This is a genomic window from Phycisphaera sp. (assembly GCA_025916675.1).
In the GTDB taxonomy this organism is placed as follows: Bacteria; Planctomycetota; Phycisphaerae; order Phycisphaerales; family UBA1924; genus JAHCJI01.
Genome location: CP098402.1, coordinates 2,153,555 through 2,166,487 on the forward strand (window position 1 = coordinate 2,153,555; position 12,933 = coordinate 2,166,487).

Annotated in this window: 9 protein-coding genes; 5 read left to right on the forward strand and 4 right to left on the reverse strand. The window is 65.5% G+C overall.

The annotated features are described in order from the left end of the window. Nucleotides 1-27: 27 nt before the first annotated feature. On the reverse strand, nt 28-2,703 hold the full coding sequence (locus tag NCW75_09290; protein UYV11493.1) for a hypothetical protein: 2,676 nt from the start codon (nt 2,701-2,703) through the stop codon (nt 28-30). A gap of 809 nt (nt 2,704-3,512) precedes the next feature. Here NCW75_09290 and NCW75_09295 point away from each other — a divergent pair. From NCW75_09295 to egtD, 5 genes are all read left to right on the forward strand, one after another. Next, on the forward strand, nt 3,513-4,190 hold the full coding sequence (locus NCW75_09295) for a hypothetical protein (protein UYV11494.1): 678 nt from the start codon (nt 3,513-3,515) through the stop codon (nt 4,188-4,190). Nucleotides 4,191-4,847: 657 nt separating this feature from the next. After that, the gene (locus tag NCW75_09300; GenBank protein ID UYV11495.1) at nt 4,848-5,597 is read left to right on the forward strand and encodes an ATP-binding cassette domain-containing protein; all 750 of its coding nucleotides are present in this window, start codon (nt 4,848-4,850) and stop codon (nt 5,595-5,597) included. After that, nucleotides 5,594-7,126, forward strand: coding sequence for an ABC transporter permease subunit (locus NCW75_09305; protein UYV11496.1), 1,533 nt, complete (start codon nt 5,594-5,596; stop codon nt 7,124-7,126). Before NCW75_09300 ends, NCW75_09305 begins: the two co-directional genes overlap by 4 nt. 114 nt (nt 7,127-7,240) lie before the next feature. Continuing rightward, nucleotides 7,241-8,551, forward strand: coding sequence for an ergothioneine biosynthesis protein EgtB (egtB, locus tag NCW75_09310; GenBank protein ID UYV11497.1), 1,311 nt, complete (start codon nt 7,241-7,243; stop codon nt 8,549-8,551). After that, nucleotides 8,551-9,594, forward strand: a complete 1,044-nt coding sequence (gene egtD / locus NCW75_09315) for an L-histidine N(alpha)-methyltransferase (protein UYV11498.1) — start codon at nt 8,551-8,553, stop codon at nt 9,592-9,594. The genes egtB and egtD overlap by 1 nt, the downstream gene beginning before the upstream one ends. Nucleotides 9,595-9,716: 122 nt before the next feature. On the opposite strand, the gene NCW75_09320 is transcribed toward egtD, so the two are convergent. Genes NCW75_09320 through NCW75_09330 form a run of 3 tightly spaced genes read right to left on the reverse strand, consistent with a single transcriptional unit; the run spans nt 9,717 to nt 12,896 of the window. Beyond that, a complete protein-coding gene (locus NCW75_09320; GenBank protein ID UYV11499.1) occupies nt 9,717-10,685 on the reverse strand; it encodes a hypothetical protein in 969 nt (322 codons plus the stop codon). A gap of 60 nt (nt 10,686-10,745) precedes the next feature. Then, nucleotides 10,746-11,711 carry a class I SAM-dependent methyltransferase gene (locus NCW75_09325; protein ID UYV11500.1) on the reverse strand — a complete coding sequence of 322 codons (966 nt, stop codon included), beginning with the start codon at nt 11,709-11,711 and terminating at the stop codon, nt 10,746-10,748. Between the two features lie 48 nt (nt 11,712-11,759). Then, the gene (locus tag NCW75_09330) at nt 11,760-12,896 is read right to left on the reverse strand and encodes a fatty acid desaturase (protein ID UYV11501.1); all 1,137 of its coding nucleotides are present in this window, start codon (nt 12,894-12,896) and stop codon (nt 11,760-11,762) included. Nucleotides 12,897-12,933 lie beyond the last annotated feature (37 nt).

Sequence of the window (12,933 nt, forward strand, 5' to 3'; positions counted from 1 at the left end):
CTCCTTACAAGAATTGATGCCGCAAACCTAAGGGTGAATCAGTGGCGACTGGTATCCCTTGACACGAGGATGCAGGGAGGGGATCGCGGCGGCATCAATAATGTCCTGTGGGACCTGCTTGACCATCATATTCGTGTCGCGAGCGAACTGCATTGTCACAGCCGGCAACACGGCATCAGCATCAGTTCCATCGGGGTCGGTGCATGTCATGTACTTGATCAACTTGTCTTCGATGAATGCTCGACCGAATTCACGCGGCTCACCCACCCCGGGGCCCTCGTAGTAGTTCGTATCCCAGCAAAACGTGATCGGGAGTGCCGCCTGGCCACTCTCTGCGATACCCCTGGATACCTGCACATTGATGATGTCGGATCGATCGAATTCATCAAGAAACACGTTCTGCTGGACAAACCAGTTCGCAGAACAGTTGTCGAAGTAGAGGTGCGCGACCGCATTGCTGTTCGGGAGCCGCCCGTTCGGCGCCACGTCGTCTACGTAGTTCTCGGCGACCCATGCTCGCTTCGGGCTGGTGCATGAGCCGAAAGGCCCGTCGCAGTCACACAATGGAGAGATCCGAGCGGCACTGGGGTAGCAAGTCTGCCCCGGGGATCCTCGCAAGTAGATCGCCGCGCCGTCCGTCATCACGCCCATCGTGTTCAGCACGCGGTTCCCGAGAACGATAAAGTCCCCACGAAGTGAGGTGTATCGGTCAGCATCCTTGTCAACGCCCGTCGCAGGTCTGCCGCAAGTTTCCGTGATGTCGATCACGCCACAAATGTCCTGTACTATGGTCGTTTCAACCATCTGGTTGCTGACGCCGCCATAGATCCCCGAGTCCATCGACCCGTCGATCTCGTTAAAATAGATCTCGACGTCCTGCGTCCCTCGGCACCAGATGGCGGCCGAGGAGTAGTACCGAACACCGATGTCGTGAAAGTAGTTGGCGGACACAATGACATTCGCTGGGCTGTGGATGCTGAATTCGGCCTCGGGGCCCGAAGGGACCGCATCGAACTGGACCCCGGCGAAGACGAATTCATCGAACTTGGAAAGCGCGAGCGCGGTGCCACCAATGTCAAAGAACTCGGTCTGCTGGACGAGGATCCCATCGATATCTGGATCTCCACAGAAGTAGCTTGGGCGAACGGGGGTGAAGGCATTGATCGCGTTGCCACCGGTATGCGCGAATCGGCAACCGACGACGTACAGGCCTTCGACGTACTTCGCTTCAAATGCGGCCGGGAGCACGTTCTGGCCGACACCCTGCTTGATCTTTGGAGTCCATGGATTGTCGATGTGCTGGATCCCGCGAGAACTAATCGACTGAGGGGTGTACTCCGTCTCGTCATGCAGGCCGGGCCGGACGTAGTTGGTGAACCCAAACATGAGGTCCAGAAATATCACGCCCTTCACCGGCGCCTCTTGGGAGCCCGTCAATCGAACCAGGGTCTGTTGCTTCGGCAAAATCGTCGTCGCCGTGTTTGGATCGATGATGTCAACCCCAGCAGCGTGGGGAAGACGGATGTTGACCTGCTGGCACACGCTGGTTTGCGCCTGGTACCATTCGTACTGCTGGTCCATGAATCGCTTGTCGCCTTCCACGAACAGGCGATCGTCCTTGGTAGTATTCAGCTCGCAAGCCCCACCATTGGGGGCATGAGGCTCAAACCCCGTTGGCCAAGTGGTCTTCATTGTGACATCCGGCCACATCTGGCTGTGGGAATCTAGACCTCGTCCTCGAATGGTAAAGAAGGCAGGGTAATAGCTCACTGCACCTTCTGTGCAACCAGGCGCGCCGCCAATCTTTCCCAGTGGCGCATCGGGCGAAAAAATAAGCGTGGCGTTGCCAGATATCGTGCCTCCGGGGCCCGCGAACGTTGATGTCCCGAGTGGCATGCTCCTGTGCACGTTCCACTCATGGATCGCGACCGCTTCGATGTACCCGGTATTGCCGCCACCACACGCCGCTGAGCCTCGCATGCGAAGCCCATCATCGATCTCGTACGACCGTTCAAACGTATCAGTGGGACCCAGATCATCGTGGACCTTGGATTTGAGGATGTATGCAAATCCGGTCCCAAGCTCTCCGGCACCCAGGTCGGGCTCTCGCGCCAGCGTCATGCGTTCGTTGTCGATGTAAATGTCAGAAGTTGGCCAGTCAATATTGAGAGTCCCCCACCACCGGCTCATCGTGCCACCCGCGTCGTCCGACTGAACACCCCCCGCCGTCCAGCCGTCCACTTCTACTCCACCGGTCAGCAAGACGTCCTCGGGGTTGAACTGTGGGGACGATTGATAGGCACGGTACGTGATGTAGTAGCCCGCGATGGGGTTGCCCGAGTCCTGCGCCTCTAACTCGAATGTGTCTTCGCCGGTAACGCCTTGCGGCGTTGTGGTCTCGAACATCTCGTACACGCCGCCTCGGATCCAGACCGTGATGTCTCGATCCAACTCTGCGCCCATGAGGCATTGCGTCTTGTAGCTGCGGATGGCATCTCGCGCCTCCGCGAGCGTCCGGTATGGGGCGTTGATGTTGTTGATGCGTTGGCACCAGGTCAGGTTCGCCGGGGTTGCGGCGGCATCGACGTAGAAATTGAACTCCCCGGCAGGGAGCGTACCACAGTTGCAGTTCTGGCTCGCCGCCTCTGCGGCCACGCAGAAAAAGAACATTCCGACAACAATTATTTGTATCCGTGCGAGCATTGGATCGGCTCCTTGAACGCCTACGCCACCGAAATAGTGGAGATGTGGATGTTGTACTCGAAAAAACGGATGGAGCGGTAACTTTTTCTTCGTTGTTGAATTTCACCAAGCATGTCCAACTACGTAACCACTTGCATCGCAAATATTTAGGACCAATACAGGGAACTTCCCTAGCTTAGTACAAGTACCACCGCCGTCAGAACGAGCATGGGAACATGCGAATGAAATTCCCAGTTGCCAGTCGAATCCCGGCCTGCGTGCTTGTGATATGGACGAAATGCGCGGGGTAGTGGGTAGCCGGGCCATTGGGGAGCGGCTCGCGTCAACGCACAAGTCGATCGCCCCAGCCCACCGACGTTCCATGTCAGCGAGCACTCCACTCGCATCAGCGCGCAAGCCGTTTTACACGGCGCACAAGCTGACCGTCTCCGCGCGCCAGCCGCTCCACCCAGCGCCCAAGCGTGTTGTGTGCCGCCCTTCTCGGGCCCTCACCCCATTTTGCGCGGGCGCCCAAGCGGATGTTCCAAACATAAACCGATCAAAATTGCTCCGGAGGTTAAAAAAATGAGGAGACCGAGAATTCCAACTGGAGTCGCCCTCTCGCATGCTCGATACCCGGAGAAACCCGGCCGTTGTGGTCCGGGAAGTTTCCTTGTTCGCCGCGGGCCCACGCCGTTCCGGGTTGCCGCAGGAGACGGATCGATGCTCCATGATTCTGTTCTGCCGTTGCCGGCCCCCAGCGCAGGGGCCGGGCCGCACATCCGCACCAGCACCGGCGTGGCGCGCGCCGCCATCGAAGGAGCCGAGCAATGAGCACCGTCCCACGCAAGGGCACCGACGCCATCCCCTGGTGCCTGGCCCACATCACCCCATGGAACGACAACGCCGTCGCGCTCAAGCTCGACTCGGCCGACGTGGCCGAGCTGGCCTCGCTCACGGCCGTCGCCCAGCAGAGCCGCACGGACCTGGACGCCGCCGAGGACGCGTACCGCAGCGCGGTGGCGGGCTACAACCAGGCGGTGAAGGACATGCGCACCCTGGCCAGCGGGCAGGTGGCGATCATCCGGGCGACGGCTCGCAACAGCGACGACCCCACCAGCATCTACACGCTGGGCGCCATCCCCGCGCCCGCCGACCCGCAGCCCGCGCCCGCCCCGGGCACGGCGACCAGCTTCAAGGTCGAGCTGCTCCAGGGCGGGGCCATCACCCTGCGCTTCAAGTGCCCCAACCCGCCGCGCACCGGGCCGGTGACCTACCGCGTCGAGCGGCAGGTGGCCAGCCAATCTCCCTTCACCTTCTTCGCGAACGCGAAGGAGCGCACCTTCACCGACGCGACCATCCCGCCGGGCACGGCCCAGGTGGTGTACCGCATCACCGCCCAGACCTCGACCAAGGACGGCAACCCGGCCGTCTTCGGCGTGCAGTTCGGCGCGGGCAACCAGGCGACGGTGTTCGAGATGCCCTCGGACGCCAAGACGGCGGCCTGAGCCGCGGGTCGTGAATTCGTATACCTCGAACCGCCGCGGGCGCCCCATGGGTGCCCGCGGCGGTTTTGTGGTGATGGGGTCGGGTGGTTCTGGCTCTTGTATTGTGCCGATGGCGCGTTCTTGGCGCTCGGCCGCTGCGGCGGGGCGGAAGACCGCCGCGCCTCCGCTGCGCTCCGTTTGGTTGTTCTTGAGCGCTCGCGTTGCTCGCTTGCGGGCTACCGCCCGGGCCACAGGAGCGGCCGCGCCTCTCGCATGCGCTGTCGCTCGAAGACTCGCTCGGCGGATGCTTCGGCGTCAAGAGCCCTTGGCGCACGTCTACACAAGGCACCCGGGCGACGGGACATCCGCACCAGCCCGTCTTCGGGCGCAGGGCGCATGTCCCGGCGCGGCGGCCCCGGCCGCCCGGCCGTTAGGCCGCAAGCGAGCGAAGCGAGCGCCCAAAACAAGCAACGATGGGGCAGCTCTGGCGCAGCCGTCTTCGGCTCCGCCAGAGCGTCGAACGTGCAAGCACGGCCGTCAGCACAAGCCGAACACCACGAACCGCCCGGGCGCAGCCGTCTTCCGCTCCGCCAGAGCGTCGAACGTGCAAGCCCAGTCCAACAACACAACTCGAGCAACCAGGACCGCCCCACCACTCCTGCCCCCCTAACCTCCCCCATGTTCGCCCTCACCGGCATCCGCAAGGCCTTCGGCGAAGCTGTCGTCCTCGACGGCATCGACCTGACCATCGAGCCGCGCACGACGGTGGCGCTCATCGGGCCCAGCGGGTGCGGCAAGTCGACGCTGCTGCGGCTGATGAACGGGCTCTTGGCACCCGATGCGGGCGTGGTCCGCTTCGATGGTGCCGAGATGGTTGGTGCCGCGCTGACGCCGGCACGGCGGCGCATCGGCTACGTCGTGCAGGAGGGGGGCCTGTTCGCGCACCTGACGGCGCGGCAGAACGTGACGCTGCTGGGGCGGCGGCTGGGGTGGAGCAAGCCGCAGGCCCGCGACCGCGCGGCCGAGCTGGCCGAGATGGCCCGGCTCGATCTGTCGCTGCTCGATCGATACCCGCACGAGCTTTCGGGCGGCCAGCGGCAGCGCGTGGCGCTTATGCGGGCGCTCGCGAACGAGCCCGAGGCGCTGCTGCTCGACGAGCCGCTGGGGGCCCTCGACCCGATGGTGCGGGCCGATTTGCAGGACGAGCTCAAGGCGCTCTTCGAGCGGCTGGACAAGACCGTGGTGCTGGTGACCCACGACCTGGCCGAGGCCCAGCACCTGGCCGGCCGGGTGGTGCTGCTGCACGATGGCAGCATCGCGCAGGACGGTCCGCACGAAGCGATGCTGCGCGAGCCGGCCAGCGACTTCGTCCGCCGGTTCGTGAACGCCCAGCGGCGGCTGCACGGCATGGAAGGGGCGGCGTCGTGAGGTGGGTTGCCGTCATGCGGCTTGCGGTCCTGGTCGTGCTGTGCCTCGCGTGCGCCGTTGTCGCCCAGGAAGAAGAAGCCCCCGCCGGGCGGCTGACCATCGGCTCGAAGAGTTTTACCGAATCGGTGCTGCTGGGCGAACTGCTCGCCGAAAGGGCCCGGCGCGAGGGGCTCAGGGTCGAGTACAAGGACTCGCTGCGCGGCACGCGGCTGGTGTTCGAGTCGGTCAAGAGCGGCGCCATCGACGTGTATCCCGAGTACACCGGCACGCTGCTGCGCGAGATCTTCGCCGATCAGGGAATGGAAACCGAGGCCGAGTTGCGTGCGGCTCTGGCCGAACTGGGCCTGGCGATGAGCGAGCCCATCGGCTTCAACAACACCTACGCCATCGGCGTGCTGCCCGCGACGGCCGAGGAGTACGGGCTCGAGACCATCGCCGACTTGCGCGACGCCCCGGACCTCAGGATGGGCTTCACCAACGAGTTCATCGAGCGGGACGATGGCTGGCGGCCGCTGAAGGCCGCCTACGACCTGCCGCAGGCCGACATCCGCGGCATCGACCACGACCTGGGCTACCAGGCCCTGGGCAGCGGGGCCATCGACGCCAAGGAGATCTACACCACCGACGCGAAGATCCAGAGCATGGGCCTGGCCGTGCTGCGCGACACGATCGACCACTTCCCGCGCTACGACGCGGTGTGGATCTACCGGGCCGACCTCGCGCAGCGCAATCCTGCGGCGATGCGCGCGATCGAGTCGCTCACCGGCGTGCTCGACGAGGCGGCCATGTCGGCGCTCAACGCCCAGGTCGAGGTCGACGGGCGCACCGAGGCCGAGGTCGCGAAGAACTACTTCGACGCCGGCGGTGCCGCGGTGGGCACGCTGACGCTCGGCGACCGCGTGCGGCGCGCGGCCGCCGACATCCCACGCACGACCGTCGAGCACGCCGTGCTCGTCGGCGCGTCGATGCTGCTGGCCATCGCCATCGCCATCCCGCTAGGCGTGCTGGCCGCGCACTCGAAGAGATTCGAGCAGGTCGTGCTGAACACCAGCGGCATTTTGCAGACCATCCCCAGCCTCGCGTTGCTCGCGCTGCTGGTCAGCCTGCTGGCGATCACCGGGCAGATCCCCACGATCATCGCGCTGTTCGTGTACTCGCTGTTACCCATCGTGCGCACGACGCACGCGGGGCTCACGCAGATCCCGCAATCGGTGCGCGACTCTGCACGCTCGCTGGGGTTGCCGACCGGACGCACGCTGCTGTTCGTCGAGCTGCCGCTGGCGCTGCCGAGCATCTTCGCGGGCATCAAGACGGCGGTGGTCATCAACGTGGGCACGGCGACGCTCGGCGGGTTCATCGCCGCGGGCGGGTACGGCGACCCGATCCTGGCGGGCATCCGGCGTGTCGACACCGTGCTCATCCTGGCGGGGCTCATCCCCGCGGCCCTGATGGCCATCGTGCTGACGCTACTGCTCGACACGGCCGAGCGTGCGATCTCCCCGGCCGGCGTGCGGGGCGAAAAGCGTTAGAAATCCCTCATGTACCGCTGAGTTTCCGCTATGTCCGTCCCGCGGGATGACCCCCCACCCGACCGGCGCTAACCTCCTGCGAACGGAACTGCCCAGCACGAAGGGACGGGCGCCATGGGATTCAGCATCAGCAGCGCGCCGCTCGTCGGTGCTTCCCTGGCCGACCGGTACGAGGCGGTCCGTTCGACAACCGACGCGTTGCGTGCGCCGTTGTCTCCCGAGGACTGCGTTGTCCAATCCATGACCGACGCGAGCCCGGCCAAGTGGCACCTGGCGCACACGACGTGGTTCTTCGAGCAATTCGTGCTCTCGCGCGTCGATCCCGGGTGCCGATTCGACGAGCGATTCGCCTACCTGTTCAACAGCTACTACACGCAGATCGGCGATCGCCAGCCGCGGCACTCGCGTGGCATGATGACCCGCCCTTCGCTCGATTCGATCCTGGCGTATCGCGCACATGTCGATGAACGCATGATGGAGCTGCTCTCGGGCGATCGCCTGAGCGAAGAAGCGGCACGCGTGACCGAGATCGGCCTGAACCACGAGCAGCAGCACCAGGAGCTCTTGCTCACCGACATCCGCCACGCGCTGTGGTGCGGGGCGGCGTGCGAGGCGTACGACCCGCGCCCGCATGACACGTCTGAATCGAACCCCTGCCTACCCACGGAGTGGGTCGAGTTCGAGGCCGGGTTGCTCTGGGTGGGCTGCGACGGGCAGGAGTTCTCGTATGACAACGAGCAGCCGAGCCACAAGGTGTACTTGCGTCCGTTCGCCGTCGCCAGCCGGCCGGTGACCTGCGGGCAGTACATCGAGTTCATCGAGGACAACGGCTACGCCCGTGAGCATTTATGGCTCGACGAGGGTGCCGCGGCGGTGAAGGCTGAGGGCTGGGTAGCGCCCATGTACTGGACGCGACGCGACGGTACCTGGCGCGTCGCAACTATGCATGGTGAGCGCACCGTCGATCCCAACGAACCCGTCACAAACATCAGCTTCTTCGAGGCCGAAGCGTTCGCGCGGTGGGCGGGCGCACGCTTGCCGACCGAATCCGAATGGGAGGCCGCGTGCCTGCGCGATCTCGAGCGTGCCGGCGTCCATTGGCGCGATGCGCTCCAGCACGCCCATTTGCTTGAGCGCGCCGTCTTCCACCCGAGCGCACCGTCGAGCGGATCCGGGCACCTCGACGGCATGTTCGGCGGCGTATGGGAGTGGACCCGCAGCGGCTACGACCCCTATCCGGGGTACACCGCCGAAACCGGAGCGCTCGGTGAGTACAATGGCAAGTTCATGAGCAGCCAGTACGTGCTGCGTGGCGGGTCGTGCGCAACACCCGCGGACCACATCCGCCCGACGTACCGCAATTTCTTCCACCCCACCAAGCGCTGGCAGTTCTCCGGCGTGCGACTCGCGAAAGACACAGCCTGATGCCAACCACTGGAACCGACACCGACCCAAGCGTCGAGCGCCGCGCCGTGGTGCTCGACTTCTCCGAATCGCATAGTCGGCCTGATGCCGACGAATCCCAGGGACGCGATGCCGAAGATGCCTCGTTCCGTGCCGACGCCCTGGCTGGGCTTGCGCAGGACCAAAAATCGATCCCCAGCAAGTACCTGTACGACACCATCGGCGCGGGGCTCTTCGAGCGCATCACCGAGCAGCCCGAGTACTACCCGACGAAGACCGAGATCGCCCTGCTCCGCCAGTACGCCGGCGAGATCGCCCGTGAGATCGGCCCGAACGCCACCATCGTCGAGCCGGGCAGCGGCGCGGGCGAGAAGGTCGAGATCCTCCTGGAAGCCCTGCAGCACCCGCGCGCGATGGTGCCGGTCGATATCGCGCGCGAGCAGCTCCGCAGCGTGGCCCGCACGCTCGCGTCGCGGCACCCATCGCTGAGCATCGTGCCGCTTTGGGCCGACTTCACCCATCCCATCGATCTGCCCGATGCCATCGCCCGCCTGCACCCGCGATTGGTCTTCTTCCCCGGCTCCACGATTGGTAACTTCATGCCTGGCGTGCAGCGCGAGCTCTTGAGCACCCTTGCCAAGCTGGCAGGAGGCGACGGAGCGTTGCTCATCGGCTTCGATCGGATCAAAGACGAATCGGTGCTCATCCCCGCCTACGACGATCCCGCGCGCGTGACGCGCGAGTTCGAGCTGAACATTCTCACCCGCATGAACCGCGAGCTGGACGCTGATTTTAGTCTTGAGAATTTCCACTACGACGCACGATGGAACGCCGACGATGCGCGGATCGAGATGCACCTGGAGGCCACCAAGGCCCATGCGGTCACCGTCGCCGGCGAGCGGTTCGAGTTCGCCCGGGGCGAAACGCTCTGGAACGAGAGCAGCCACAAGTACGACATGGGCCGCATCGAGTCGCTGGCCGCCAGCGCGGGGCTGGGGGTCGACCGGGCCTGGAGTGACGAGCGCGAGTGGTTCACGATCGCGTTGCTGCGTCCTGCGAATTGACCGGGATCAAGCTCGCCCGAGCCAATGCCGCCGGCCTCGGCCTACTCGAACCTGGTGGCCGCGAGTGAGCCCGCCAGTGCAACCTCATCGGCTGCCATTCGCGGAATTCTGATTGCCAATCCTCACACCGCCGGGATCGACGCCACGACGCTCGCCTCGCCGTTCTCCACCCGCGCCACCCGGATCCGCCCACCCCGATCGCTGATCTCGCTGATATGCACGCGGCCGCTCGGCCCTATAGCTACCCCCACCGGCGCCCAATCGTCGTCGCTGGTGTGCAGCGTCGTGAGCGTGCCATCGGGCGCGATGCGCAGGACGCGGCGACCGGCGTTGTAGGCGACCAGGGCGTTGCCCTCCGCGTCGACCGCCAGCCCGTACAAGCGGTTCCACGTGGTCTCGGGCCCGCCGCGCGTGGGCGGGTCGGCGGGCTTGGCGTCGATGAGGCTGGGGCCCTGAGTCGTCACAGTGAAGGAGCCATCCTCTGTCGGCGTCATCCGGCGCACGCGGTCGCGGTCGAGCAGCACGATGGTGCCGTCGGCCAGCAGCCGCATGTCGACGATCATTCGGAAGGTCGCCTCCATCGCCGGGCCGTCGAGGTACAACCCACCCTCTGTCGCCCCGGCAACGGTGCGCACGCGCGAGCCGTCGTGGTCGTCGGCATCGCGCTGGCGAATGATCGCCCGCCACTTGCCATCCTCGCCGCGGACGGTGTGGGCGAAGGTGACCACGCCGTTGGGCCCGCGGCAGAAGGCGTTGGAGCCGAAGCGGCCGCGATCGGGCGGCGGTTGGATGAGCACCGCCCTCTGGCCATCGGGCGCGATCGTGCGGAGCGATTGGGGGGCCTGCTCATACCCGGTGTGCTCGCGTTCGTACAACAGCGTGCCGTCGGCCAGCAACTGCATCTCGTGCGTCCAGCTGTTGGTGACCAGCGGCGACACCGAGCCATCGGGTGCGACCCGCCAGATCGTCTCGCTACCCACGTCGGCAACGTACATCGTGCCGTCGGCGGCGACCTCGAGCCCCGAGCCGGGGTGGGCCGTGAGCGTAAGCGGGAGCAGGCGAAGGACGGTCAGGACGAGTGCGGCGGACATGATGCACCTCCGCACACGCGGATGCGCGGCACGGGCGGCCCAGTCACCGGATGATCGTGATCAGCTGAGGACGAGCACCACCGGCAAAGCCACCAGCACCAGCACAGCCGCGACGGGCAGCGACCAATCCGCATACCCCCAGAACCGCGCCAGAGAACCGGGCTTCTCGACATGCTCGCCCGCCGCCGGCTTGCGCGCGGCCAGGTACACCTCTTGCCCCAGGCTCGGGAAGAGCACGCCCCAGAGCTGGTTCAGGCGGATCCACCAGCCAAAGTTCTCCAGCGGGCTCTTGGTCTGGCGGATGGCGTGCGAGCCGGTCATCATCTCGATGTCCAGCCCCGCGTGCCGGCACAGCGTGCGCCAACTGGCCGGGCAGAACTTGCGGATGTGCCCCCAGTGGCGGTTACGCCCCTGGCGGTCGCGCTCGACGAGCTGCTTCGTGCGCATGATCGCCAGCGGCGTCGGGCCAACCGGCGTGCCCGCCAGGAACACGCCGCCGGGCTTGAGCATCCGGGCGACTTCCTTCGCGGGGCCCTCGACGTCCTTGAGGTGCTCGAACACGTGCAGGCACACGACCGCGTCGGCGGTGTCGTCCGGCACGGGCAGCGCCGCAAGGAAGTCGCACGCGTGCGTCTCGTCGTAATGCGAGGCCTCGAGCGAGGGATGGTCGAGGTTGCCATCCAGGCCGATCCAACGGATGTTGGTCGGGGCGTCCTCTTCACCCTCAGTAAACCGCTTCATCCACCCACGCTCGCAGCCAAGATCGACCACGACATACTCGCGGCCCTCCTTCGCGGCCTGCCGAGCACCGTCCTGGATGGCCCGGGCCGCCCACCAGTAGCGTTGCAGCCGCAGGCTGTACTTCGCGTTGCCGATGTGCCCGGTGAGCCCCTCGTTGGGCTCGGCGAGGTCGACCGCGTTGCGGTAGTCCATGAGGGGCCAGCGGAGGAAGGCCATGCGGCCGATACGGGGCGTCCGTGCGGGAGTTGTTGGGGTGGTGGTTGAGACCGTGGTCGCTGTGGCCATGGGGTTCCCCTGCCGCCCCGCCGCCGTGCGGGGTGGATGAAAAACATTTTAGGCCCGCGCCTCACGGTACCGAACCAGCCGCTCGTGCTCGCGGTCCCACAGGTTCAGCCGTAGGCAGGCCACGATGTCGCGCGGGCGCAACGACGTCGCCACGGCGTCCTGCAACTCGGGGATGGCCGCCATCGCCTCGGGCAGGCGGTAGAAGGGGATCAGGGGGTTCAGGTGGTGGATGTGGTGGTAGCCAATGTTGCCGGTAAACCACTGCATCACCTTGCCCAACCGCATGTAGCTGGACGACTCGGTGGCGCCGAGGTAGTACGACCAGTGGTCGGGCAGCAGGATGCGCATGCCCTCGTAGTTGTGCTGGGCGTAGAAGAGGTACGCGCCCATGGCCGAGGCGATGGCAAAGGGCAGCATGAGCCCGAAGAACATCGCCCAGAATCCGCCCAGCAGCCACAGCCCCGCGAGCACGCCCAAGTGCAGCACGATGGCGATGGCCCCATCCCAGTATCGACGCGGGTTGCGCAGCGTGGGCAGCAGGCTCAGGCTAAAGAAGAAGACCGTGACATACGCCAGCGCGATGGTCGCCCAGTGCCGCTTGACGCGGTAGCGAAGACGCTGGGGAAACGTCGCACGCTGCCACGCTTCGGTGGACATCAGCGGGAACGAGCCTAGGTCGGAAATCAGCAACAACTCGGCGCCCCTCGCCTCGGCGTGGCCCTCTGGCTCGTCGGTGCCCATGCCCGCCCCAGCCATCGTGGCGCCCACGATGCCCGCGTCGATGGCCGTCTTGGGCTCCAGGGGCTTGCCAACGTTGCCGTGATGGAAGTTGTGGCTGTGCCGCCAGTATGTTGGCGGCGTGAGCATCAGCATCCCCACGGGGTAGAACATGACCTTGCCCCAGCGCGAGTTGCGCAGCAGGGCCTTGTGGATGAAATCGTGGTACAGGATGAACCCGCGGACCAGTAGCAGCCCGCCCAGCACCGATGCCGTCAGCCGCACGGGCACCCAGGGCGATATCACGGCCATCGCGAGCGCCACCACGATGGCCGCGAGCGTCGACAGCACGTACCACCACGTGCGACCGGGCGACTCGACGCCAAAGGGTTTGGTGGCTTGGAACAGGGCCTTGCCGCTGCGTCCCGATCCACCGATGCGTGCTGTTTGATCTCGGTCGTTGGACATGCGTGCGTAAATCTTGATGCCTGCGAAGCCATCGTAT